Annotated in this window: 20 protein-coding genes and 3 tRNA genes; 9 read left to right on the top strand and 14 right to left on the bottom strand. The window is 68.9% G+C overall.

Features of this window, described 5'->3' with window-relative positions; translation table 11 throughout:
- Nucleotides 1-45 precede the first annotated feature (45 nt).
- From UCD39_RS16290 to UCD39_RS16280, 3 genes are all read right to left on the bottom strand, one after another.
- Nucleotides 46-1,521: a cryptochrome/photolyase family protein gene (locus tag UCD39_RS16290; RefSeq protein ID WP_330496984.1), complete on the bottom strand. Its 1,476-nt coding sequence runs from the start codon at nucleotides 1,519-1,521 to the stop codon at nucleotides 46-48.
- Nucleotides 1,522-1,930: 409 nt separating this feature from the next.
- Nucleotides 1,931-2,665, bottom strand: coding sequence for a ligase-associated DNA damage response endonuclease PdeM (gene pdeM / locus UCD39_RS16285; protein ID WP_330496983.1), 735 nt, complete (start codon nucleotides 2,663-2,665; stop codon nucleotides 1,931-1,933).
- 21 nt (nucleotides 2,666-2,686) lie between these two features.
- On the bottom strand, nucleotides 2,687-3,667 hold the full coding sequence (locus UCD39_RS16280; RefSeq protein WP_330496982.1) for an AraC family transcriptional regulator: 981 nt from the start codon (nucleotides 3,665-3,667) through the stop codon (nucleotides 2,687-2,689).
- A 160-nt stretch (nucleotides 3,668-3,827) separates the two neighbouring features.
- Here UCD39_RS16280 and UCD39_RS16275 point away from each other — a divergent pair, with 160 nt between their 5' ends.
- Together UCD39_RS16275 and UCD39_RS16270 are read left to right on the top strand one after the other, a co-directional pair.
- The gene (locus tag UCD39_RS16275) at nucleotides 3,828-4,178 is read left to right on the top strand and encodes a carboxymuconolactone decarboxylase family protein (protein ID WP_416235213.1); all 351 of its coding nucleotides are present in this window, start codon (nucleotides 3,828-3,830) and stop codon (nucleotides 4,176-4,178) included.
- Between the two features lie 336 nt (nucleotides 4,179-4,514).
- Complete coding sequence (locus UCD39_RS16270; protein ID WP_330496981.1) at nucleotides 4,515-4,925, top strand: hypothetical protein; 411 nt, start codon at nucleotides 4,515-4,517, stop codon at nucleotides 4,923-4,925.
- Between the two features lie 93 nt (nucleotides 4,926-5,018).
- On the opposite strand, the gene UCD39_RS16265 is transcribed toward UCD39_RS16270, so the two are convergent.
- Complete coding sequence (locus tag UCD39_RS16265) at nucleotides 5,019-7,439, bottom strand: ligase-associated DNA damage response DEXH box helicase (RefSeq protein WP_330496980.1); 2,421 nt, start codon at nucleotides 7,437-7,439, stop codon at nucleotides 5,019-5,021.
- 151 nt (nucleotides 7,440-7,590) lie between these two features.
- Between UCD39_RS16265 and UCD39_RS16260 the strand changes: the two genes are divergently transcribed.
- Both UCD39_RS16260 and UCD39_RS16255 read left to right on the top strand, forming a co-directional pair.
- On the top strand, nucleotides 7,591-8,364 hold the full coding sequence (locus UCD39_RS16260) for a 5'-methylthioadenosine/adenosylhomocysteine nucleosidase (protein WP_330496979.1): 774 nt from the start codon (nucleotides 7,591-7,593) through the stop codon (nucleotides 8,362-8,364).
- 180 nt (nucleotides 8,365-8,544) lie between these two features.
- The gene (locus UCD39_RS16255) at nucleotides 8,545-9,504 is read left to right on the top strand and encodes a pseudouridine-5'-phosphate glycosidase (RefSeq protein WP_330496978.1); all 960 of its coding nucleotides are present in this window, start codon (nucleotides 8,545-8,547) and stop codon (nucleotides 9,502-9,504) included.
- Nucleotides 9,505-9,514: 10 nt separating this feature from the next.
- Here the strand turns inward: UCD39_RS16255 and UCD39_RS16250 are convergent, their stop codons facing one another.
- The 8 genes from UCD39_RS16250 to UCD39_RS16215 all read right to left on the bottom strand — a co-directional run bounded on the left by UCD39_RS16250 (nucleotide 9,515) and on the right by UCD39_RS16215 (nucleotide 17,830).
- Entirely contained in the window at nucleotides 9,515-10,675 is a 1,161-nt protein-coding gene (locus tag UCD39_RS16250) for a bactofilin family protein (RefSeq protein WP_330496977.1), read from the bottom strand.
- Between the two features lie 267 nt (nucleotides 10,676-10,942).
- Complete coding sequence (locus UCD39_RS16245; protein ID WP_330496976.1) at nucleotides 10,943-12,100, bottom strand: succinylglutamate desuccinylase/aspartoacylase family protein; 1,158 nt, start codon at nucleotides 12,098-12,100, stop codon at nucleotides 10,943-10,945.
- A gap of 100 nt (nucleotides 12,101-12,200) precedes the next feature.
- The gene (locus tag UCD39_RS16240; RefSeq protein WP_330496975.1) at nucleotides 12,201-12,665 is read right to left on the bottom strand and encodes a helix-turn-helix domain-containing protein; all 465 of its coding nucleotides are present in this window, start codon (nucleotides 12,663-12,665) and stop codon (nucleotides 12,201-12,203) included.
- A 169-nt stretch (nucleotides 12,666-12,834) separates the two neighbouring features.
- The gene (gene aguB / locus UCD39_RS16235) at nucleotides 12,835-13,713 is read right to left on the bottom strand and encodes an N-carbamoylputrescine amidase (RefSeq protein WP_330496974.1); all 879 of its coding nucleotides are present in this window, start codon (nucleotides 13,711-13,713) and stop codon (nucleotides 12,835-12,837) included.
- A gap of 61 nt (nucleotides 13,714-13,774) precedes the next feature.
- Nucleotides 13,775-14,542 carry an ABC transporter ATP-binding protein gene (locus tag UCD39_RS16230; protein WP_330496973.1) on the bottom strand — a complete coding sequence of 256 codons (768 nt, stop codon included), beginning with the start codon at nucleotides 14,540-14,542 and terminating at the stop codon, nucleotides 13,775-13,777.
- 10 nt (nucleotides 14,543-14,552) lie between these two features.
- A complete protein-coding gene (locus tag UCD39_RS16225; protein WP_330496972.1) occupies nucleotides 14,553-15,557 on the bottom strand; it encodes a FecCD family ABC transporter permease in 1,005 nt (334 codons plus the stop codon).
- Nucleotides 15,554-16,429, bottom strand: coding sequence for an ABC transporter substrate-binding protein (locus UCD39_RS16220; RefSeq protein WP_330496971.1), 876 nt, complete (start codon nucleotides 16,427-16,429; stop codon nucleotides 15,554-15,556). The genes UCD39_RS16225 and UCD39_RS16220 overlap by 4 nt, the downstream gene beginning before the upstream one ends.
- A gap of 99 nt (nucleotides 16,430-16,528) precedes the next feature.
- Nucleotides 16,529-17,830 (bottom strand): pentapeptide repeat-containing protein, encoded by a 1,302-nt coding sequence (locus UCD39_RS16215; RefSeq protein ID WP_330496970.1) that lies wholly within the window; start codon nucleotides 17,828-17,830, stop codon nucleotides 16,529-16,531.
- A gap of 268 nt (nucleotides 17,831-18,098) precedes the next feature.
- On the opposite strand from UCD39_RS16215, the gene phoU reads away from it, so the two are divergent.
- Nucleotides 18,099-18,827, top strand: coding sequence for a phosphate signaling complex protein PhoU (gene phoU / locus UCD39_RS16210; protein WP_330496969.1), 729 nt, complete (start codon nucleotides 18,099-18,101; stop codon nucleotides 18,825-18,827).
- A gap of 96 nt (nucleotides 18,828-18,923) precedes the next feature.
- The gene (locus tag UCD39_RS16205) at nucleotides 18,924-19,688 is read left to right on the top strand and encodes a hypothetical protein (protein WP_330496968.1); all 765 of its coding nucleotides are present in this window, start codon (nucleotides 18,924-18,926) and stop codon (nucleotides 19,686-19,688) included.
- Nucleotides 19,689-19,708: 20 nt separating this feature from the next.
- Here the strand turns inward: UCD39_RS16205 and UCD39_RS16200 are convergent.
- Together UCD39_RS16200 and rlmB are read right to left on the bottom strand one after the other, a co-directional pair.
- Nucleotides 19,709-19,784 (bottom strand) — tRNA-Thr (locus UCD39_RS16200).
- A 43-nt stretch (nucleotides 19,785-19,827) separates the two neighbouring features.
- Entirely contained in the window at nucleotides 19,828-20,781 is a 954-nt protein-coding gene (gene rlmB / locus UCD39_RS16195; protein WP_330496967.1) for a 23S rRNA (guanosine(2251)-2'-O)-methyltransferase RlmB, read from the bottom strand.
- 170 nt (nucleotides 20,782-20,951) lie between these two features.
- Here rlmB and UCD39_RS16190 point away from each other — a divergent pair.
- From UCD39_RS16190 to tuf, 3 genes are all read left to right on the top strand, one after another.
- A tRNA-Tyr gene (locus UCD39_RS16190) sits at nucleotides 20,952-21,037 on the top strand.
- A gap of 97 nt (nucleotides 21,038-21,134) precedes the next feature.
- Nucleotides 21,135-21,208, top strand: a tRNA-Gly gene (locus UCD39_RS16185).
- A gap of 65 nt (nucleotides 21,209-21,273) precedes the next feature.
- Nucleotides 21,274-22,464, top strand: coding sequence for an elongation factor Tu (tuf, locus tag UCD39_RS16180; RefSeq protein WP_330496966.1), 1,191 nt, complete (start codon nucleotides 21,274-21,276; stop codon nucleotides 22,462-22,464).
- The last annotated feature ends 238 nt before the right edge of the window (nucleotides 22,465-22,702 follow it).

Genomic DNA, 22,702 nt, shown 5'->3' with positions numbered 1-22,702 from the left:
TCCTGGTCATCCACTTGATCCCGCATCGGCATTTAATCCCAGCTGTCACGTGTTGTCGTCCTTGATCGCGGCGAATGTGTCCAGCGCCCGCTGGCGTGCCGCCTTATGGTCCACCACCGGGTGGGGATAATCATGGCCCAGCCGCACGCCCGCCGCCCGCAGGGTCATGGCGTCCGCCGTCCACGGTTGGTGCAGCACGCTGTCGGGCAGGCCCGCCAGTTCCGGGACCCAGCGGCGGACATACGCCCCCGCCGCGTCGAACTTCTCCCCCTGCAGCACCGGGTTGAACACCCGGAAATAGGGGGCGGCGTCGGCGCCGCAGCCGGCGATCCATTGCCAGCCGCCGGCGTTGTTGGCCAGGTCGGCGTCCACCAGCGTGTCCCAGAACCAGGCCTGGCCGGCGGTCCAGGGCAGCAGAAGATGCTTCACCAGAAAGGAGCCGACGATCATCCGCACCCGGTTGTGCATCCAGCCCGTGGCCCACAGCTCCCGCATGCCCGCGTCGACGATGGGATAGCCGGTGCGGCCCCGTTGCCAGGCTTGCAGAAGCCTGGTGTCGTCCTGCCAGGCGAAGGCCTCGAACTTGGGGTTCAGCGGCCGCTCCGGCAGGAAGGGGAAGTGGTACAGCAGATGGTGGCAGAACTCCCGCCAGCCCAGTTCGCGCAGGAAGCCGGCCACGCCCTTGTCCACACCCTTGCCTTCAGGGGCACTGTCGCCCTTGGCCATGGCGGCCGCCCAGATCTGGCGGGGGGATATCTCGCCGTGGTGCAGGTGGGGGGACAGGCGCGAGGTCCAGGGCTGGGCGGGATAATCGCGCCCCTCGGCATACTGTCCCACGGCCGAGTCCAGAAAATCCGCCAGGCGCCGGGCGGCGCCCGCCTCGCCGGGGGTCCAGGCGGCGCGCAGACCGCCGGCCCAGTCGGGCTTGGTCGGCAATAGGCCCCAATCCGCCAGGCGGTCGCCGTCGGGCGGGGTGGGCAGGGCGGCCAGCGCCGCAGGCGGCGGCAGGGGTTCGCCCGGGTTCAGCCCTTCCTTCACCGCCCGCCAGAACGGGGTGAACACCTTGTAGGGTCCGCCGCCGCCGGTTTTCACCGTCCAGGGCTCGGCCAGCAGGGCGGCGTTGAAGCTGTGGACCTCGATGCCCTCCGCCTTCAAATCAGCCTTCAGCGCGCAGTCGCGGGCGATGGCCTGCGGCTCATAGCAGCGGTTCCAGGCCACGGCGCCGGCACCCAGCTCCCGCACCAGGTCGCGGAGGACCACGTCCGAGCGGCCACGCCTCAGCACCAGGGGACAGCCCATGCCCTCAAGGGCCGCGCCCAGGGAAGAGAGGCTGTGGTGCAGCCACCAGCGCGACGCGGCACCGGGCGCCCAGGGTGCCTCCCCCTGATCGTCCAGGATGTAGAGGGGCACCACCGGACGGCCGCTGCGGACGGCATGGGTCAGCGCCGGATTGTCAGCCAGTCGGAGATCCTGTCGGAACCAGACGATGATGGAGGCATGGGGATTGGGGAAGGCGGACATCAGGCAAACCCTAGCAAATCTGCAACTGACAGGCGGCAGTGGGGCGCTACAATAGCGAGCAAGAAAAACCTCTCCCTTCGAACCCGGCTATAGGCCTTTGAGTGGGTTTTCCCGGAGGGTGGATGGATCGTCGCAGGACGATCCGCGTATGACAAAAGATACGTACCCGCCCGTCTGGTGGATCACCTCCATCGAGATCTACTCCCAACCCTATCCTGATGTATTGGCGTGCTTGTTTTTTCCCGGGGGGCTCCTATCTGAAACAGTGTCCGCTCGATGATCCAGTTACCGGTTCCCCCATCCCGGCCTGGTTGCGCACCCCCCAAAGCGCGTTCGGCGGACGACCTAAGGGCGGCCCGGGTCCCCCCATCCCCGGGCCGCCCGTTTCCTTTTTTGGGGTTCCTATCAATCAGACCGTGCCGGTTTGCGCCCAGTCGCCGCCCAGGATATGGGCGGACTGGAAGGCGTAGCCGCGATCCCGGTGCAGCAGCACGATGCTGAAGGCGCCGGGGAACAGCCGACGCAACGCCGCGTCGCGCACGTCCAGCCCGCCGGTGTAGGCGCCAAAGGCCGGCAGCACCAGGCGGTGGCCGTCGGTGATGAAGCAGCGTCCCCCCACCCGCCTGGCCCGCGTGGGCACGCTGGCCTTGGGGTGGTAGTGGCCGGAGATTTCACCGGCGGCGGTGATGTCCTGCGCCTCATGCCGGAAGACCAGGGGCCCCTCGATCCAATCGTCCACCACCTGCCCGCCCCAGTCCGGCGGCGGGGCCGGGTCGTGGTTGCCCACCACCCACAGCCATTCATGGCCATCCACCAGCGCCGCCAGGCGGCGCCCGTCCTCCGCCGACAGGCGATCGCCCGCCCGCCGGTCGTGAAAGCTGTCCCCCAGGCATAGCACGCGCCGGGGGGACAGGCGGCGGCAGGTCGCCTCCAGGCGCGTCAGCGTGGCCGCGGTGTCGTAGGGTGGCAGCAGGGTGCCGCGCGCCGCGAACGCCGATCCCTTTTCCAGGTGCAGGTCGGCCACCACCAGCAGGCCGCGTTCCGGCCAGAACAGGGCGCCGCTGGCGTCCGCCAGCACCATGGCCCCATTGACGGTCAGGGTGGTCTGGTCGCCGGTGCTGCCGGTGCCGAAACGGGCGTTCATGCGAAAAAGGTCCCCACTCGCTCAGGCGCGCGCCGCGTCCCGGTAATCCCCGGGCGCGGCATGGTAATGGCGTTTGAAGGCGCGGCTGAACGCGCTTTCCGATTCATAGCCCACGCGGGCCGCCGTCTCCGCCAGTGACAGCCCCTCGGCCACCAGGTGGCGCACCGCCAGCGTCATGCGCACCTGGGCCAGGAAGGCCAGCGGGGCGGGGGCGCCGGCGGCGCGGAAGGCGCGCACCAGGGTGGCGCGGGAAAGATGGGCCTGCTCCGCCAGTTCGTCCAGGGTCCAGGCCCGGGCCGGATCGCCCACCAGGGCCGCCACCACCCGCGCCGTGGCCGGGCGCGCCAGCAGCCCCGCCGCTTCCGTGCCCTCGCCATGGCCCTCCAGATGGCCGCGCAGGATCATGGTGAACAGGGCGCGGGCAAGGTCGGTGGCGATGGCGCGGCCACCCGGCCGGGGCAGGGCGACCTCATCCCGGATGGTTTCCACCAGGCGGGCCAGACGCCGGCTTTCCCGCTGGTCGGCGGCCTTCAGATGCACCGCCTCTGGCAGCAGGGCCAGCAGCGGGTTGTCCGCCACGCGCTCGAAGGCGAATTGCCCGCAGATCAATTCCAGGGCCAGCGGTGTGACGGAACCGTCTGGCGGGACCGTCAACACGCCGTCGGGCAGGTCGCTGGTCCACTTGACCTCCAGCACCCCGTTGTCGCGGTGGTTCAGCCTCGTTGTGCGTGCGGCAACGGTTCCGGCGGTGCGCACGGTGTGCCGCGTGCCATGCGGCAACAAAAGGACATCCCCGGCGGCCAGGTTCAGGGTGCGTTCCAGATCGGGCAGCAGCACCTGGGCGCTGCCGGCCGTCACGATATGGAACGGCGCCATGCCCAGGGGTTCGCGGGCATGGGGGGTGGACCAGCCGGGCCCGAGCAGGCAGTGCTGTTCCACCAGGGGGCGTACCTGGATCAGGGGGGCCAGCGTGCTCAGCACGTCGTTGCGACCGTCGTCCATGGACTTTGCCTCACCCCGTCCCTGTTGATCCTGCCGGTCATGACCTCGATCCGCCCGGGCATTCAGCGCTGGCACGCCCGGCGCTACCTTTCACTCATCGAAACACACCGCGACCGACGCCCCCACCTGACGGCGCCCGCGGATTGAAAGGAAGCAGATCATGATGCTCGATTGGAACCAGTATCGTCAGCAGATCGGTGCCGGCGTGGGCGCCTATGCCAAGCTCAGCCCGGACACGGTCAAGGGCTATGTCACCATCAGCGGCGCCGGCCAGCACACCAACCACCTGGATGCCAAGACGCGGGAACTGATCGCCCTGGCCGTGGCGGTGAGCGTGAAGTGCGACGGCTGTATCACCGTCCACACCGACGCCGCCATCAAGAACGGCGCCACCAAGGAAGAGATCGCTGAGGCCCTGGGCGTGGCCGTGGCCATCGGCGCCGGTGCCGCGCTGGTCTACACCACCCGCGTCATGGACGCCTACGACAGCCACCCGTCCAACGCCGGCTGACGCAGGCGGCGGACAGGAGGTTCCAAGCGGCGCCGCAGCGATGCGGCGCCGTTTTGGCGTTTGAAGGAACGCCTAGCCTGGACACTTCACACAAGGCTTGTGGGCATGGACCAAAGCCAAACCTGCGGTTTCCGAAGCGTCACGCCCGTCGACGCGGACGCTACCGTTCCGTTGGCAGTGGACCACCTCAGGACATGACCGACATGTCCGATACGTCGACCCGTGAAGGCGCATCTTTGACAAGTCATTGGTATATAACAGAAAAATAATGGCACGGGTCATGCAAATGGTGCGTATGCGACTGACGCATTGACCTTGATATAGGGAGCTATTCTCATGAGTGAGTCGGCAAAGACCTTGTCAGAATTCCGCAAGCACCTCAAAGATCTGGCGCGCAGGCCACCGCCTCCGCCGAGTCCGAACATCGTCATTGATTCGTCTTACCTGGGTGTCGGTTACACGATCCTGGAGTTGACCGTAGTCGCCCGGTCGGACAATCCGAATGTTGGGTTTATCTGGATCGGCGCTGTGATCTCTAAAGATGGTAACCCCATACTCTCGGGTTTGGGTGGTACCTTGGCGCTATCCCCTGGTGCCGACTGCATCGTCGATGTTGTGTTGGACGGCAGCAACGCCGGGATCAAGCCAGGCGACGAGTTTGACTTGCGGGTTGTCGCGTTTCTCGGCGGGGAAAATGTTATTGAAACCAGCACCAAAATAACAGCAGGGCTAATTACCCAGCTTTAATGGCAAGAAAAGAGTCGGTGCTGGCGAGTTGTCGGCACCGATTCTCAATCAATGGAATTTACCTATCATGCCAACCCTGGTGAATTTCCGGGGCTAAAATGGCAGCAGCCCCTGGCCCTGCCGCAAGGTCTTGGGCAGGGCCTCGGCCGCTAGTTCCTCGGCTGCCTCCTGCAGCAGCACCTCATCCGCCCGGCCGCCCACCATGACACGGCCGATCTCCAGCAGCACGGGCACGGCCAGGGGGGAGATGCGGTCCAGCGCCATGTGGCGGATGTGCCCCTTCACGCGGGCCAGCATGTCGGCCAGGCGGCGCACGTCGGTCAGGCCGGCGGCGGCCTCGGCGCGGGTGGCCTGCAGCAGCAGGTGGCCGGGGTCATGGCGGCGCAGCACGTCGTAGATCAGGTCGGCGCTGACCGTCATCTGGCGCTTGGTCTTCTCCTCGCCCGGGTGGCGGCGTTCCAGCGTGCCGGCGATGGTGGCCACGGTCTGGAAGGTCCGGCGCAGCATGCTGGACTCGTCCATCCATTCCTCCAGGTCGTCGCCCAGCATGTCCTCGGCGAACAGGGCGTCCATGTCGGTGGCGGTGCTCAGCGACCAGATGGCCAGCACATAGTCGGTGGCGACGAAGCCCAGCGGGTGCAGGCCCAGCCGCTCCATGCGGCGGGTCAGTAGCATGCCCAGGGTCTGGTGGGCGTTGCGGCCCTCGAAGGTGTAGGCCACCAGGAATTCCTTGCCGCCGCGCGGGAAGGTTTCCACCAGCAGGCCGGTGCGGTCGGGCAATGCCGAGACATAGCGCTGGATGCGCAGCCACTCCGCCACCTCCGCCGGCAGGTCGCGCCATTGGCCAGGGTCGGCCAGCATGGCGCGCACCCGGTCGGCCAGGTGGGTGGTCAGGGGCAGGCGGCCGCCGGCATAGACCGGCACCTTGGGCTGGCCCTGGCCGCCCTTGACCACGATGGCGGCATTGTCGCGCATGCCGACGAAGCGCAGCAGCTGGCCGCCGAAGATGAAGGTGTCGCCCGGCACCAGGCCCTGGATGAAATATTCCTCCACATCGCCGATGGAGCCGCCGTTGGACATGCGGACCTTGACCGTCGGCTCCTCCACGATGGTGCCGACGTTCAGGCGGTATTGCCGCGCCACCTGATAGTTGGCCAACTGCCACAAGCCATCCTCGCGCTGGCGCAGGCGCTGGAAGCGTTCATAGGCGCGCAGGGCATAGCCGCCGGTGGCCACGAAATCCATGACCTGCTCGAACCGCTCCCGGGTGAGATGGGCGTACGGCGCGCAGCTGGTGACCTCGGCGAACAGGTGGTCGGCGTCGAAGGGCCCGGCGCAGGCGGTGCCCACCACATGCTGGGCCAGCACCTCCAGCCCGCCGGGGCGCGGCGGGTCGCCATCCAGGGTGCCGGCGCGTACGGCGTCGATGGCGGCCTTGCACTCCAGCACCTCGAACCGGTTGGCGGGAACGAGCAAGGCGCGGGAGGTCAGGTCGATGCGGTGGTTGGCGCGGCCGATGCGTTGCAGCAGGCGGCTGACGCCCTTGGGCGCGCCGATCTGCACCACCAGGTCCACGGCCGCCCAGTCGATGCCCAGGTCCAGCGAACTGGTGGCGACCACGGCGCGCAGGGCGCCTCGGGCCATGGCCGCCTCCACCTTGCGGCGCTGCTCGGTCGACAGGCTGCCGTGGTGCAGGGCGATGGGCAGGGCGTCGGCGTTCACGCGCCACAGCTCCTGGAAGACCAGTTCGGCCTGGGCGCGGGTGTTGACGAAGATCAGGGTGGTGCCGCAGGCCTTCACCTGCTCATACACGTCCGGCATGGTCTGCAGCGCCATGTGCCCGCCCCAGGGGATCTCCATGGTCAGCAGGATGCCCACCTCCGCCGGGGCGCCGGGGGCGCCGCGCACGATTTTCACGGGCGTTGCGGGGGCCACTGGGTGGTGGGGCAGGGCCAGATAGTCGGCCAGGGCCTGGGGATGGGCCACGGTGGCGGACAGGCCGACGCGGCGGGCGCCCGGCGCCAGGCTGGCCAGCCGCGCCAGGTGCAGGGCCAGCAGATCGCCGCGTTTGCTGCCCGCCAGCGCATGCAGCTCATCCACGATGATGGTGCGCAGGGTGCCGAACAGCGTCGCCGCCTCGGGATACGACAGCAGCAGCGCCAGGCTTTCCACCGTGGTCATCAGGATCTGCGGCGGGTGGGCGCGCTGGCGGCGGCGTTTGGCCTCCGGCGTGTCGCCGGTGCGCGTCTCCACCCGGATGGGCAGGCGCAGCTCCGCCACCGGCTGTTCCAGGTTGCGGGCGATGTCCACCGCCAGCGCCTTGAGCGGGGAGATGTAAAGGGTGTGCAGCCCCTCGCGCGGCCGCTCCGACAGGTCGATCAGGCTGGGCAGGAAGCCCGCCAGCGTCTTGCCGCCGCCGGTGGGGGCGATCAGCAGGGTATGCTCCCCCGCTGGGCGGCGCGCAACATCTCCAGCTGATGGGCGTGCGGGGTCCAGCCGCGATGGGCGAACCACCCCGCGATGTTGGCGGGCAACAGCTCTGGAACTGGCCCTGGAACAGAGATTGGCGCGACAGGCGGCATGCCCTCAGGATATATGAGGTTCAGGCCCGGCGCCCAATAGGATGCTGCCGGCCTCCGGTGCGAATAATGGGATCAAGTCCGACATGACCGAGCAGAAGGGTGGCCCGCTGGGGCTGATTTGCGCCATCCCCGAGGAAATCGCCCATTTCGGCGCGCATTTCCGGGCGGAGAGTACGCGCGACATCGCGGGCTTCACCTTCCAGCAGGGCAGCATGGACGGCCGCCAGGTGGTGCTGGTGGAGGCGGGAATCGGCAAGGTCAACGCCGCCGTCGTTTCCACCCTGCTGCTGCAGGTGTTCGGCGCCCGCGCCCTGCTGTTCTCCGGCGTGGCGGGCGGGGTGGACCCGGCTCTGGCCATTGGCGACGTGGTGGTGGCGACCCGCCTGGTGCAGCACGACTACGGCGCCCTGGCGCAGGGCGAGCTGAAGGTCTACCAGCCGGGCGTCCCACCGCTGCCGGGCTTCGATGAGACCCACGGCTATGACCTGGATCAGGGACTGGAAGCCAAGGCGCGTGCAGCCTTGGACGGCTTGGTCCTGCCGGCCCTCTCGGCGGAAGCGACGGGTGGGGAGGCGCGGGTGCCTGGCATCCACTTCGGAACCGTGCTGACGGGCGACCAGTTCCTGAACTGCGAAACCTCGCGCGACCGGCTGTTCCGCACCTTCGCCGCCCAGGCGGTGGAGATGGAGGGCGCGTCGGTGGCCCAGGTGGCGTCCCGCTGGGGCGTGCCCTATCTCGTGGTGCGCAGCCTCAGCGACCTGGCCGGGGCCGACAGCCACATGGATTTCCCCGCCTTCTGCCAGGCGGCGGCGGCTGGTGCCGCCGAATTGATCCGGCGCCTGGCGGCGGTACTGTAACGCCCGGCGCTTGAGGGCATCAAGGCAACTGCGGCGGCATGAGACTTTTAGCCTGCCGCCACTAGGATGCGACCGCATCCGCCGGAAGTTTCCGGGGAGCGTAGCGGACTGGAAACTGAGGAAGCCAAGCGGCCGGATGGCCGCGCCCGGCGCTTGAGGGCATCGACAAAGGGGGCGGGCATGCTGGACTATTGCGTGATCAAGGGGGAGATCGCGGCCGCCATCAAGGCGGGGCGCGCCGTCGTCGCCCTGGAATCCACCGTGATCAGCCACGGGCTGCCCTACCCCGACAACATCGAGGCCGCCCGCGCCATGGAGGCGACGGTGCGGGCGCACGGCGCCGTGCCGGCCACCATCGCCATCCTGGACGGCCGCATCCGCATCGGCCTGGAGGCGGAGGATTTTGAGCGTCTGGCCGCCGGCGGCATCCGCAAGGTGAGCCGGCGCGACCTGCCCCTGGTGCTGGCCGCCGGCGGCGACGGTGCCACCACGGTGGCCGCCACCATGATCGCCGCGCGCCTGGTCGGCATCGCCGTCTTCGCCACCGGCGGCATTGGCGGCGTACATCGCGGGGCGGAGACGACCCTGGACATCTCCGCCGATCTGGAGGAACTGGCCCGCACCGACGTGGCCGTGGTCTGCGCCGGCGCCAAGGCCATCCTGGACCTGCCCAAGACGCTGGAATATCTGGAAACCCGGGGCGTTCCCGTGGTCGGCTACGGCACCGACAACTTCCCGGCCTTCTACACCGCCCAATGCACCCTGCCCGTCGATAGTCGTTGCGATTCGGCGGACGACGTGGCCCGCATCCTGCGCGCCAAATGGCAGCTGGGCCTGAGCGGCGGCGTCCTCATCGCCGTGCCCGTTCCGGAAGAGGCCGCCCTGGATGCCGAGGCCACGGAGCAGGCCATCCGCCTGGCGGTGGCGGAGGCCGAGGGGCAGGGGGTGCGCGGCAAGGAGTTGACGCCCTTCCTGCTGGCCCGCCTGGAGGAATTGACCGAGGGCGCCAGCCTAGTGGCCAACCGCGCCCTGCTGCTGAACAACGCCGCCGTGGCGGCCCAGATCGCTGTCGCCTACGCCACCCTGCGCCGGGAAACGACCTTGCCGCGCCGCCCGCCGGGCAAGCGGGCGCTGTACTGATCACGGTGGCTCAATAGGCCGCCACCGGACCCCGCCGGCGCAGGTGGCTGACCAGGCCGCCCAGGCCCATCAGCATCAGGCCGAATTTCACCAGTCCGCCGGCGAAGGGAATGAGCTGCAGCACGGCCAGGATCAGCACCACCAGGGCGTAGCGGCGGATGCGGTCGCCGGGGCTGACCGGGGGGCCGCGGCGTTGGGTCACCATGTCGGCCAGGGCGAAGCCGGCCAGCGGCATGGCCACCATCAGCGCCAGGATGTAGGCGAAGCCCAGCACCAGGGCCACGGGGATGCCGATGATGGTGATCAGGCAGACCAGGCAGAACAGCGGCACGCCGACCAGCAGCACAAAACCCTTCACCGCCGCCGGGCCGGGGTCGCCGGCGATCCCGGCGGCGACGTTGGTGACGGCGCCCGGGAACAGGATGTAGAGCACGCCGCCCACCAGCAGCATGCCGACGCCGAAGCTGATCATGCCGATGCCGCCGAACCAGGGCATCCAGATGTGCCAGCCGCTGCTGTGATGGCGGGCCGGGGTGTCCGCGCCGCCATCCTCATCGGCGTCCATGTCCCGGTGGTGATGGCCTTTCATGCCATCGCCCTTGTACTGCACCTTGCCCTCGATATGGGCGCCGGCCGGCAGTTCCAGCGCCTGACCGCCGCTGAAGGTGACGTCGCCCATGATGTGGGCGCCGGGCTTCAGGATCAGCTTGCCGGAGGTGGCGTCGACATCGCCCATGATGGTGCCCGAGACGGTCAGGTCGCCGCCCTTGACCGCCACGTCGCCCGCGACCGTGCCGTCCAGCGTGACCTCGCCGCCCAGCAGCGTGGCGTCGCCGGACACGACGGAGCCCTTCACCATGTCGATGTTACCGGCCACCAGCACCACGTCGCCGCCCACTTGGCCGGACAGGGTGGTGCTGCCTGAGACGACGACCAAGCTGTCGGCCACCGTGCCGTTGACGGTGGCGCTGGAACTGATCAACACGGCGCTGCCGGCCACCGCGCTGTTGAGCTGGACGCTATCGCCCAGGGCGATGACCGAACCGTCGGCGGCCTGGTCCACAACGATGTTCCGGCCCGTGTACCAGGCGGCATCGGCCGGAGTGGGCGCCATTGCCGCCAGCCCAGCCACCATGAGGGCGGCCAACGCCGCCCGAATTCCCCGCACCATGATATCCCCGCGTTGACTCAGATGCCGCCGCGCCTGCGGCGGGTCTTCTCCCGCCACCAGTTTCCCTTGGAAGCGCGCCCAGGGGCAAGGGCCGCCCGCGCGAAGGGCTGGGGGACCATTATGACGGGGACTATACCGCCAGCACGAGAGGGTGCCTCGTGCCGCTTCAGGCCCCGACTGGGGCCGCCGGAGCGAGCACCGCAGGGCGCAGCGAGGATGAGCCTAGGCGGACGGATGTCCGCCGCCCGGCGCTTGAGGGCATGTACATCAGCGCGCCGTCAGCAGTCCGCTGCCTTCCTCGGCCAGGGGACGGTCGCCGGCGATGCTGGTGATGATGGCGCCGGCGGCGGTGTAGCGCTGCTCCGCCCGGGCCCAGACGATGCCGGGGGTGCGGGCGCGGGCCGGGTGGCGGACGCCGGTGACAGGGTCCACCACCTCCGCCACCGTCTGGCCCACGGTGACGGTATCGCCCAGCGCCACGGCGTAAAGGACCACGCCGGCCACGGGTGCCCGCACCCGGTCGACACCGGCCAGGGGCGTTGCCCGGCCGGCGGGGGTGGGCGGTGCCGCCACCTCTCCCGCCAGCAGACCGCGCCGGGTCAGGAACCGAATCAGGGCGTCGGCGTCGGCGGCGGCCTGGGCGTCGTCCACGTCGCGGCGGCCGCGCAGCTCGATGGTGGCGGCCAGGCAGGCGGCGGGCAGGGGCGGCGCGCCGCCGGGGCGGCTGGTGGTCAGGCGGTTGCGCAGGCGCCACCACAGGCCGGAACAGGATTCGTCGAAAGGATTACCGCCGGATTCCAAGGCCAGGAACACCGCCCGGCACCCCAGCTCCGCCATCAGGTCGCTGGCGTCCGGCCAGGATTCGGTGCCGGTGTAGGCATGCAGCAGGGCCTCGCTGTCGCAATGCAGATCCAGCACGACGTCGGCGTCGATGGCCAGGCCCAGCAGGATTTTCCTCAGGCTGTCGGCTTCCGTCGCCGTTTCCCAGGCGGCGATGGCCTCCCGGGCGGCGTGGCGGACCAGCGCGACATTGGCGGCGGCATCCGGGCCCAGGCGATCCATCACCCGGTCGGCCACGGCGGCGGCCAGGTCGGGGAAATCGCGGTTGAAGTTGATGCCGCTGCTGAGCGCGAAGCGGCCGATGGCGGTGCCCAGCACGGCCTGCGACAGGCCGATGGGATTGGCGTAGGGAACCAGGATGATGTCGCCGCGCACGCGGCCTTCGGCATCCGCCGCGCGCAGGCGGGCCAGGATGTGCTGGGCCACGAGCAGGCCGGGAATCTCGTCGGCGTGCAGGGCCGCCTGGATATAGGCCTTGGGGCGGTCGGCGCCGGCGGTGGCCGGGCCGAAACGGTGGACCGTCACACTTCGCCGCGTTCCGGGGAAACCGTGGTCGAGGGCGATCTCTTCGGTGGTCAGCGGCATTTGGGCTTCGACGCGTGCGAGGGGGCCATGAGGCAACCGCCGGATGGGGGCCCATCCGGCGGTCGGCACTATACCCTAAGACACGTGAAACTTTCAGGTGTCAGGCGTCTTCGTTTTCACGGGCCTCGCCGCCCAGGGCCTTCAGCAGGTCGAAGGCGCGGCGGCGGACGGCGCCGTCCGGCACGCGGTAATAGGCGCGCACCAGTTCCAGCGTCTCGCGCCGGGCCATGGTCTCGCCTTCCTCGCTGCCCAGCGCGATGCGCGTGGCCTGCTCGGTCGCCGGCAGGTCTTCGAAGAAGTACCCGACGGGAACACCCAGCACCTGCGAAAGGTTGAACAGCCGGCTGGCGCTGATGCGGTTCATGCCCCGCTCGTACTTCTGCAGCTGCTGGAACGTGATTCCAACGGCCTCGCCCAGGATCTCCTGGCTCAGGCCCAGCAAAGTACGGCGCAAGCGCAAGCGATTGCCGACATGGATATCGATAGGATTGGGACCCTCGCCGCGCTTGGAAAGTGAATACGCGGACGCAAGGGTACCGGTCACAGAGCTCTTTTGAGCACCCATTTGTATTGACCTCGATTTAACAACTGCCGCCTCTCGTTTATCGCAGAATCGCCTTTGGCAAAAGGATTTATCTGGGGATGCGGCAGTTGGGGCCAATGGGTGACGGAAATGTAATCGTTATTTGTTGGTTAATGCGTCATTTGCCCAATGAAATGGCAGGGATTTACCGTCAACCCCTGCGTGTGCGTCCATCCAGGGTCAACAGAGGCGCATAGAGCTCTGGCCGCCGGTCACGGAACACCCCCCAGGACGACCGCATGGCCGCGATCTGGTCCAGATCGAAGGTGGCGGTCAGCACCGTCTCCTCCTCACGAGTCGCTTCCGCCACCTTCTCGCCCCTGGGGCCGGCGATGAAGGACGAGCCATAGAAGGTGATGGCGCGGTCGTCGTCCGGCTCCGTGCCCACGCGGTTGCTGGCCACCAGCGGCACCAGGTTGGCGCCGGCATGGCCCTGCATCACCCGCTGCCAGTGGTCGCGGCTGTCCAGGTTGGGGTCCTGCGGCTCCGAGCCGATGGCGGTGGGGTAGAACAGGATTTCCGCCCCCTGCAGCGCCATGACGCGCGCCGCCTCGGGGAACCATTGGTCCCAGCAGATGGCCGTGCCGATGGTGGCGTAGCGGGTCTTGTAGACCTGGAAGCCGGTGTCCCCGGGGCTGAAGTAGAACTTCTCCTGATAGCCGGGGCCATCGGGGATGTGGCTCTTGCGGTAGATGCCCAGGATGCTGCCGTCGGCGTCGATCATGGCCAGGGAATTGAAGTAGGCGTTGCCGGCCCGTTCGAAAAAGCTGGTGGGCAGAACGACTTGCAGCTCCCGCGCCAGCGCCGAGAAGCGGTTCAGCACGGGATGGCCGTCCGCCGGGGCGGCGTGGCCGAAGTGCGCGGCCTTCTGGTTGATGCAGAAGTAGGGCGTCTCGAACAGTTCCTGCGGCAGGATGATCTGGGCGCCCTCGGCCGCGGCGCGGCGCACCAGCGCCTCCACCCGGTCGATGTTGCCGCCCTTGTTCCAGTCGCACCACGTCTGCGTGGCCGCCACCGTCACCTGTCGCATCGCGCGCTCCTTATTTCCAAACTTGAAACCGGGCCCATCATAGCCGTCTTCGTGACAGGCACTAGCGTGTGACGAACACCGGCCGTCCGCCGACGCTGCCCGGGATGATGTCCACGCCATAAATGGTGCGCAGCAGCCCCGGTTCCAGCACCGCCTGGGGCGGGCCGTCCGCGGCGACGCGGCCGTCGTGCAGCACCACGACGCGGTCGCACCATTGGGCCGCCGCGTTCAGGTCGTGCAGCACGGCCAGCACGGCGCTTCCCTTGCCGTGGGCCAGCCGCCGCAGCAGCGACATGACCTGCACCTGGTGCAGCGGGTCCAGGCTGGCCGCCGGCTCGTCCGCCAGCAGCACGTCCGGTGCCGTCGCCAGCGCGCGGGCCAGCAGCACCCGCGCCCGCTCCCCGCCTGACAGGGTGGTGGCGACGCGGTCGCGCAGGTGGGCGCAGTCGGCGTCCACCATGGCCCGCTCCACGGCGTCGCGGTCGGCGGCGCCATCGGCGCGGAAGGGGCCCTGGTGGGGCAGCCGGCCCAGGGCCACCACGTGGGCCACCGTCAGGGGCCAATGGATGTCCCGCTCCTGGGCCAGGTAAGCCAGGCGGCTGGCGCTGGCGCGGTCGGGCGGGCAGGGCAGGTGCCGGCCGCCCAACGTTACGCCGCCCCTGTCCGGTGGACGAAGACCCGCCAGGATGCGCATCAGGCTGGATTTGCCGGCGCCGTTGGGACCGATGAGGCCGCAGATCTCACGCGCCCGCAGCGTCAGCGATACGCCGTCCAGGATGGTCCGGCCGTCCAGGGACAGGTGGATTTCGTGGGCCTGCAGCAGTGTCATGTCCACGCTCCTACGCCAGCCGGCGCCGGGTGGCCAGCACCAGCCCCAGGAAAAACGGCGCGCCCAGCAGGGCCGTGACCACGCCCAGCTTCAGCTCCGGTCCTGGTCCTCCCAGGCGCACCGCCGTGTCGGCCGCCAGCACCAGGCAGGCGCCGCCGGCGAAGCTGGGCAGCAGCAGCCGGCGCGGCTGGTGCCCGACCAGGGGGCGCAGCAGGTGCGGCACCACCAGGCCGACAAAGCCGATGGCGCCGGTCACGGCGACGGAGGCGCCCACGGCCAGGGCCGTGCCCACCACCACCCGCACCCTCACCCGGCGCAGGGGAAAGCCCAGGGACTGCGCCGTGTCCTCCCCCAGTGACAGCGCGTCCAGCGCCGGTCCCGCGCTTAGCAGCAGGGCGGCGCCGACGCCGATGAAGGGGGCGGCCAGGTAGACCTGGTCCAAGGTCCGGTCGGCCAGTGAGCCCATCATCCAAAAGACGATCTCCGCCAGCGCGTAGGGGTTGGGCGACAGGGCCAGGGCCAGGGAGGTGGCGGCGCCGGCGAAGCTGCTGAGCGCGATGCCGGCCAGGATCAGCGTGAGGATACCGACGCTGCGGCCCGCCAGCGCGAACAGCAGCGCCACGGCGATGAGCGCGCCGGCGATGCCGCCCAGGGGCACGGCCAGCGCCAGGCTGGTGGCCCAGCCGCTGTAGAAGACGATGACCGCGCCCAGGGCGGCGCAGGGCGACACGCCGATGACCGCCGGCTCCGCCAGCGGATTCCGCAGCATGCCCTGCAAGGCCGCCCCGGCCATGCCCAGGGCTCCCCCCACCACCAGGCCCAGCAGGGCGCGGGGCAGCCGTATCTCGGTGAAGATCACCCAGGCCATGCCGCCGGCGCCGCCACGCCAGTCGGCCCACACCCCCGCCAGCGAAACGCCGCTGGCCCCGATGGAGAGGGAGGCGATGAACAGCGCGCCGGTGAGGGGCAGCAGTAGTGCCAGGGGATGACGGCGAATCCAAAGAGGCAGGATCATGGCTGGTCTGTCCCCTGGCCTTTCTCCCGGCGGTTCAGCCATTCCGTCCGGGCGCGGGCCAGCGCCTCCACCGCCTCCGCCGTATAGGGGCCGCCGCAACCCAACAGGTTCTCCTCCAGCCGGGGGCGGCGGCCGGGCGGTATCGCCCGCAGCAGGGCGGGATGGGCGATCAGCGCGCCGGACAGCGAGGGATGGTGGTCCGTCCCGGTTTCGGACGCGGCGGTTATCAGCAGGTCAGGCGGATCGGCCACGATTCCCTCCACCGTCAGATAGCCATAGCCGGTCATGCCCTTGGCGGCGGGATAGTTGGCCAGGCCGGCGGCATCCATGACGGCGGCGGTCAGGGTGCCGGCGCCGGAGGTGAAGGCGCCTGGCGCCAGCGACAGGGCGGTCGGCCGCCGTCCGTCCGCCGGTGCGGCCGCCGCCAGGCGCCGGTCCATGTCCGCCAGCAGCGATTCGCCCGTCGCTGACTTGCCCAAGGCGGCGGCCACGGTGCGCACCTGTTCGCGAATCCCGTCGAAATCGGCGATCAGGCCGACCTGTACTACAGGGATATGGTGGGCCTGGGCCATGCGCACCGCGGCCTGCGCCGTGTAGCGGCCGGCCAGCACCAAATCCGGCTTCAGGGCCAGCAGTTCCTCCGCCCCGCCTTGGGTCAGCGGGATACCGCCGATGCGATCCGCGACGTAGGACAGCGTCGGGTCTGCCGCCAGATGCGACAAGGCGGCGACGCGGTCGGGCGGCAGCAGCAACACCGCCAGTTGGTCTGTGCACAGGTTGAGAGAGACGACCCGCTGGGGCGGGGCGCCGGTTGCGGCGCCCCACGCTGGCGCCCGTCCCGACACCACCGGCATCAAGGCGAACGCGGACACGGCCGCCAGTCGCGCTATCCAGCTTCCTCTCACGACGTCCCCGCCTCCAGATCAGCGGCTATGCTTAACGGCGGACACGGCGCCTGGGAAGCGGGACGCTCAATCGTCGTCGTCGTCGATCAGGGTGGGCATGGCGGCGCCATCGAGGACGGCGCCCTCCAGCAAGGCGCCGCGCAGGTTGGCGTCGATCAGGTTCGCGCCGCTGAGGTCGGCACCGCGCAGGTCCGCGCCGGACAGGTTGGCGCTGCGCAGGTTGGCGCGCTGCAGGCTGGCCTTCATCAGCTGGGCGTCCGCCAGGTTCGCGGGCCACAGCCGGCCGATGGGGCGTCCGTCGGGCCCCTTGATGTCGACGGAGCCGATCTCCGCCCCATCCAGCTTGGCGCCGGTCAGGTCGGTGCCGCGCAGGCTGACGCCGTCCAGGGTCGCGCCGGTGAGGTCGGCGCCGCGCAGATCGGCGCCCGCCAGGTCGGACATGATGAACAGGGCGTCGCGCAGCTTGGCGCCCACCAGCTTGGCGCCCTTCAGGTCGGCGCCGCTGAGGTTCACACCCTTCAGGTCGATGTGGCTCAAATCCTCGCCAGCCAGTTCCGCCCGGATGCCCTTGGCGCCGTTGCTCAGGATCCAGGTCCGGTGGTGCCCCAACGCCTTCTGGATCTTTTCCGAGAAGTTCTCCGACCCTCGGGCCAGGTTGGCGCCGGTGGTGTCCACGCCGGTGAGATCCACCCCATCCAGGTTGGCGCCCGTCAGGTCGGCGTTCATCAGGTTGGCGCCGGCCAGGGTGGCGCCCGCCAGACGGCAGTCCCGCAGCACCGCCCCCGTCAGGTTGCTGCCCGACAGGTTGGCGCCGCGCATGTCGCAGCCGGTGAAGTTGGCGGACTTCAGCACCGACTTGGCCAGGTTGCAGCCGGATAGCTGCGCGCCGGAGCAGTCGGCCCCGACCATGCTGGTTTCGCTGAGATCGGCGCCCGCCAGGTTGGCGCTGGACAACAGGGCGTCGTCCATGTCGGCGCCGCGCAGGTCGGACTGCTGCATGCTGACCTGGCCGGGGCCCCGACGATCCAGCAGCGCGCCGCCGCGCAGGTCGGCCTCTCGCAGAATCGCGCCCTTCAGGCGCGCGCCGCGCATGTGGGCGCCGCGCAGGTCCGCGCGGTACAGGTTGGCGTTGATCAGCACGGCGCGGGTCAGCCTGGCGGCGAACAGGTCGGCCATGCTGAGGTTGGCGGAGGTGAAGTCGCAGCCGGTGAGGTTGGCGCCCGACAACTTGGCGGACTGCAGGTTCATGCCGGAGAAGGTGGCACCCTGGAGGTCGACGAGCGGCAGCATGGCGCGGGCGCCGCCCGTCTTCCGCTTCAGCCAGCGGTCGTGCTTTTCCAGGACGGCGATCAATTCGTGCGGTGTCATGCCCCGGTCGGGCCTCTCAGCGGCAATCGTGAAATTTGCGGGCAGTCTGTATTTCTTTTGGACTGGTTACAATCAAACATCCTATCCCTTTGCTAAGAAAACATTGACGCTCGCACCGCATGGGCCAAGCTAGGGCGTGAATTGGCGGTCAGCGTCGTCGGTAATAGGGGCTGGAACCCCTACAGGGGCGGGGCCTTGGCTCCATGGGATTATCCGCGGCCCCCCGACCGGGGCGCCGTCAATTATTCGGTTTAAGGAAGAACAGCGAATGTCGACCGGCCATATCGTGACGTCCTATGACGAAGAACTGGCCCAACTCCACCGCGCCATCACGGAGATGGGGCGGTTGGCCTCTTCCCAGCTCAGCCGCGCCCTGAAGGCGACGCTGGACCGGGATGGCGATCTGGCGGCCGCCGTCATGGCGGACGACGACAAGATCGACGCCCTGGAAAAGCGCATCGAGGAGCAGACGCTGAAGGTGCTGGCGTTGAGGGCGCCGGTGGGCAGCGACCTGCGCGAGGTGGTGGCGGCGCTGAAGATTTCCAACAATCTGGAGCGCATCGGCGACTTCGCGGCCAATGTGGCCAAGCGATCCCTGGCGCTGAACCAGATGCCGGAGGTGGAGTTGACCCGCTCGCTGCGCCGCATCGGCGACGCCGCCAATGACATGCTGACCCGGGTGGTGACGGCCTATGCCGACAGCGACGCGGCGGCGGCCCTGGCGGTGCGTGACGCCGACAGCGAGGTGGACTTGGCCTATACCGCCCTGTTCCGCGAACTGCTGACCTACATGATGGAAGCGCCGCAGCGCATCACCGCCTGTACCCACCTGATGTTCGCGGCCAAGAATTTGGAACGCATCGGCGACCACGCCACCAACATCGCCGAGACGCTGTGCTTCCAGGTGTTGGGCCAGGCGCCGTCGGGGGAGCGGGCCAAGGGCGATGACAGCGCGCTGACCATCCTGGCGCCCGCCGGTGGCGCGTCGCCGGCGTGACGAACGGCGCGGCACGGCATTTGCTTAACTAGCGGCGTGGGCTCGCCCGGCGGCGGGCCCCAGGTCAGAATCGAGCCGCCAGAGATGAACCGCCCCATGGTCCGCGCCATCCCCCCGTTCCGCTCACGTCCTCGCCAGCGCGCCGTGCCCGTGGCGGCGCTATGCGGTTTGGCGCTGGCGGGCGCGCTGTTGTCCGGCTGCTCGGAACGGCCCGTCGCGGCCAGTTTCGTCACCGCGCCACAGTACAAGATGGAGACGGCGGCCCATTGGATCCTGGTGTCCAAGGACGTCGCCTCGGCAGTTTCCGCCTATCTTCAGGAACAGACGGGGCAAAAACCGCCGGTGCAGGTCTACCTGACCCGGCATGGCGATTCCCCGTTCGCGGACGCCTTCCAGCAGGCGGTCACCACCGCCTTCGTCCAGAACGGCCACGCCGTGGCCATGGAGCCCAAGCCCGACGTGGTGCTGGTGTCCATCGACGTCAACGTCATCGCCCATCCCAGGTTCACCAACACCAACCGCAGCGTCCCCGGGCCGCTAACGGCGCTGGGGGCGGGGGTGGCCGTGGGCAAGCTGATGCTGGACGCCATTCCCTGGGGAATCACGGCGACCGCGGGCGGGTTGGCGCTGGATGCGGCCCTGGCCTCGGTGGATAGCACCTCCACCGAACTCATGCTGACCGTGTCGATCAGCCGGGATGGCTATTACATCTACCGGTCGCAGGCGGTCTATTACGTGAATGACGATGCGCTGGCCGACTATGTCGCGGGGCCGGCTGGTGGCCGCTATCGCAGCTTCAACGAGGTGCCGGCCGGCAACATCGGGCTGGACCTGGGCCACAAGCCCTATGTGATTCGCTGACGCCATCGCGGCGGTGGGACTGGTGCCGGCTGCGAGACTTGAACTCGCGACCTACCGCTTACAAGGCGGTTGCTCTACCAACTGAGCTAAGCCGGCATCCAGGGCCGCCGGGTATTCCGGCGACGTGCGCGGGCAGACCTTAGCGTCGCCGCGCGACCTCGTAAAGCGCCACGGCGGCCGCGTTCGACACATTCAGGCTGCCGATGGGCGGCTGGGTGGGCAGATGGGCCAGCGCATCGCAGCGTTCCATGGTCAGGCGCCGCAGGCCGTCGCCCTCAGACCCCATGACGACGGCGACACGGCCGGGGAAGTCCAGCGCGTGCAGGGGCTTGGGGCCCGATTCGGCCAGGCCGACACAGAAGAACCCGCCCTCCTGCAACTCGGTCAGCGCGCGGGACAGGTTGGTCACCCGCACCAGGGGCACCACCTCCAGCGCGCCCGAGGCGGTCTTGGCCAGCACACCGGTCACCTCCGGCGCGTGCCGGTCCTGGACGATGACCGCTTTGGCGCCGAAGGCGGCGGCGGACCGCAGGATGGCGCCCACGTTGTGAGGGTCGGTCACCTGGTCCAGGACCACCACCATGTCCGCCTCGCCGCAGGCGCGGGCGACGTCGGCGATGTCCAACTCGGGCAGGGGGCTGGCATCCAGGACCAGACCCTGGTGCACGGCGCCAGCCGGCAACAGCCGGTCCAGCGCCTCGCGCTCCACCACGGTCGGCTCCGGCCGGGCGAGGCCGGCGGTTTTGGCCTGGGCGAAGGCCTCGGTCATCAACTCCAGGCCCGCCGGCGTGGCCAGCAAGGCCTTGCAGCGCCGCTCGGGGTTGGTCCAGGCGGCCACCACCGGATGCTGGCCATAGAGCATGCCCGGCTTGGGAGCCACCTTGCCGGGCGCGGGCTTCTTCGGCGCGCCGCGCGGCTCACCCCGGGCATCGACGCGCGCGTCGTGCGCACGCGGGCGCTCGCCCGCTTGGGCGCCGCCTTTGGGCGCAGCCGTGCGGCCGCCGTCGCGGGGCGGGCGGGGGGAATTGGGGGATGAAGGGCCGTTGCCGCCGGTGCGGGACGGGCCCTGGTTCGAAAATCCAGATCGCTTCATGGTGCCATCCTTAGCGCCAAGCGGTGCAGGGTTGCCACTGCTTTCCGCAGGGCATGGCACCCTTGTGCACCGGTCTTTTCATCCGACCAACATTTCCCCGTTGACAGGAGGGGGTCGAAACGCCTACCCACCTGTCCACCGTTTTCGACCCCGGTCGGACACGCGGCGACGGAAGGGTGGCCGAGTGGTTAAAGGCAGCAGACTGTAAATCTGCCCGCGTTAGCGTACGTAGGTTCGAATCCTACCCCTTCCACCATTTTGCCGGCAAAACCGCCCCCCAGGGATGAGGGGTGGGTTTGCCGGTTCCCCGCGTGCGCGAAGCAGTTCCGGGGTATGGAGCGGCAGAGACTTAGGCGGGTGTAGCTCAATGGTAGAGCAGAAGCCTTCCAAGCTTACGACGGGGGTTCGATTCCCCTCACCCGCTCCAGTACCAAGCTCGACGCGAAATCCTAAAGCTTAACTTCAGACTGTCAGGCAAAGGCGGATAAGACCATGGCCAAGGCGAAATTTGAACGCACCAAGCCGCACTGCAACATCGGCACGATCGGTCACGTTGACCATGGCAAGACGTCGCTGACGGCTGCGATCACGAAGGTGCTGGCTGAGACCGGTGGCGCGACGTTCACCGCGTACGACCAGATTGACAAGGCGCCGGAAGAGAAGGCGCGTGGCATCACGATCTCGACCGCCCACGTCGAGTACGAGACGGCCAACCGTCACTACGCCCACGTCGACTGCCCCGGCCACGCCGACTATGTGAAGAACATGATCACCGGCGCCGCGCAGATGGACGGCGCGATCCTGGTGGTGTCCGCCGCCGACGGCCCGATGCCGCAGACCCGCGAGCACATCCTGCTGGCCCGTCAGGTCGGTGTGCCGGCTCTGGTGGTGTTCATGAACAAGGTCGACATGGTCGACGACCCCGAGCTGCTGGAGCTGGTGGAGCTGGAAGTGCGCGAGCTGCTGAGCAGCTACGACTTCCCTGGCGACGACATTCCGATCGTGAAGGGCTCCGCCCTGTGCGCCCTGGAAGACCGCAGCCCCGAGATCGGCAAGGAAGCCATCCTGGAGCTGATGCGCCAGGTCGACGCCTACATCCCGCAGCCGGAGCGTCCGGTTGACAAGCCCTTCCTGATGCCGATCGAAGACGTGTTCTCGATCTCTGGCCGCGGCACCGTGGTGACCGGCCGTGTCGAGCGCGGCATCGTGAAGGTGGGCGAGGAAATCGAGATCGTCGGTCTGAAGACCACGGTCAAGACGACCGTGACCGGCGTGGAAATGTTCCGCAAGCTGCTGGACCAGGGCCAGGCTGGCGACAACATCGGCGCGCTGCTGCGCGGCACGAAGCGTGAAGACGTCGAGCGCGGCCAGGTCCTGGCCAAGCCCGGCTCGATCACCCCGCACACCAAGTTCGTGGCCGAAGCCTACATCCTGACGAAGGAAGAAGGCGGCCGTCACACCCCGTTCTTCACCAACTACCGTCCCCAGTTCTACTTCCGCACCACGGACGTGACGGGCATGGTCTCGCTGCCGGAAGGCACCGAGATGGTGATGCCGGGCGACAACGTGCAGGTGACCGTGGAGCTGATCGCCCCGATCGCCATGGACGAAGGCCTGCGCTTCGCCATCCGTGAAGGCGGCCGCACCGTCGGCGCCGGCGTGGTCGCGAAGATCATCGCCTAAGGTCCGCTCTCGGGGTCCTGCGGGCCGCCGCGCGTGCGCGGCCGTCCGTGGTCCCTTGGGTGAACCCATGTGTTTTGGTGAGGGGTGCCCCCGGTTCGCCGGCGGCGCCCCTTTCCTTTAAGTAGGGGAGGGTCGTCGGAGGCCCTGTGGCCACTGTCCGGGGCAACGCGGATGGGTTAGGCCAAGCCCCTGTAAACGCCGCTCTTTTTCGGTCCCATGGGCTGTATCTGGAGGGTGT

The sequence above is a fragment of the Nitrospirillum karajorum genome (assembly GCF_036348415.1).
Taxonomy (GTDB): domain Bacteria; phylum Pseudomonadota; class Alphaproteobacteria; order Azospirillales; family Azospirillaceae; genus Nitrospirillum; species Nitrospirillum amazonense_B.
The sequence above is the reverse complement of the archived record's forward strand: the minus strand, read 5'-3'. Positions and strand labels throughout refer to the sequence as shown.

What these genes read in the sequence shown, in the direction of transcription:
- UCD39_RS16290 (WP_330496984.1), bottom strand. Translation starts at nt 1,521, where the DNA reads ATGTCCGCCTTCCCCAATCCCCATGCCTCCATCATCGTCTGGTTCCGA.
- pdeM (WP_330496983.1), bottom strand. Translation starts at nt 2,665, where the DNA reads ATGAACGCCCGTTTCGGCACCGGCAGCACCGGCGACCAGACCACCCTG.
- UCD39_RS16280 (WP_330496982.1), bottom strand. Translation starts at nt 3,667, where the DNA reads ATGGACGACGGTCGCAACGACGTGCTGAGCACGCTGGCCCCCCTGATC.
- UCD39_RS16275 (WP_416235213.1), top strand. Translation starts at nt 3,828, where the DNA reads ATGATGCTCGATTGGAACCAGTATCGTCAGCAGATCGGTGCCGGCGTG.
- UCD39_RS16270 (WP_330496981.1), top strand. Translation starts at nt 4,515, where the DNA reads ATGAGTGAGTCGGCAAAGACCTTGTCAGAATTCCGCAAGCACCTCAAA.
- UCD39_RS16260 (WP_330496979.1), top strand. Translation starts at nt 7,591, where the DNA reads ATGACCGAGCAGAAGGGTGGCCCGCTGGGGCTGATTTGCGCCATCCCC.
- UCD39_RS16255 (WP_330496978.1), top strand. Translation starts at nt 8,545, where the DNA reads ATGCTGGACTATTGCGTGATCAAGGGGGAGATCGCGGCCGCCATCAAG.
- UCD39_RS16250 (WP_330496977.1), bottom strand. Translation starts at nt 10,675, where the DNA reads ATGGTGCGGGGAATTCGGGCGGCGTTGGCCGCCCTCATGGTGGCTGGG.
- UCD39_RS16245 (WP_330496976.1), bottom strand. Translation starts at nt 12,100, where the DNA reads ATGCCGCTGACCACCGAAGAGATCGCCCTCGACCACGGTTTCCCCGGA.
- UCD39_RS16240 (WP_330496975.1), bottom strand. Translation starts at nt 12,665, where the DNA reads ATGGGTGCTCAAAAGAGCTCTGTGACCGGTACCCTTGCGTCCGCGTAT.
- aguB (WP_330496974.1), bottom strand. Translation starts at nt 13,713, where the DNA reads ATGCGACAGGTGACGGTGGCGGCCACGCAGACGTGGTGCGACTGGAAC.
- UCD39_RS16230 (WP_330496973.1), bottom strand. Translation starts at nt 14,542, where the DNA reads ATGACACTGCTGCAGGCCCACGAAATCCACCTGTCCCTGGACGGCCGG.
- UCD39_RS16225 (WP_330496972.1), bottom strand. Translation starts at nt 15,557, where the DNA reads ATGATCCTGCCTCTTTGGATTCGCCGTCATCCCCTGGCACTACTGCTG.
- UCD39_RS16215 (WP_330496970.1), bottom strand. Translation starts at nt 17,830, where the DNA reads ATGACACCGCACGAATTGATCGCCGTCCTGGAAAAGCACGACCGCTGG.
- phoU (WP_330496969.1), top strand. Translation starts at nt 18,099, where the DNA reads ATGTCGACCGGCCATATCGTGACGTCCTATGACGAAGAACTGGCCCAA.
- UCD39_RS16205 (WP_330496968.1), top strand. Translation starts at nt 18,924, where the DNA reads ATGGTCCGCGCCATCCCCCCGTTCCGCTCACGTCCTCGCCAGCGCGCC.
- rlmB (WP_330496967.1), bottom strand. Translation starts at nt 20,781, where the DNA reads ATGAAGCGATCTGGATTTTCGAACCAGGGCCCGTCCCGCACCGGCGGC.
- tuf (WP_330496966.1), top strand. Translation starts at nt 21,274, where the DNA reads ATGGCCAAGGCGAAATTTGAACGCACCAAGCCGCACTGCAACATCGGC.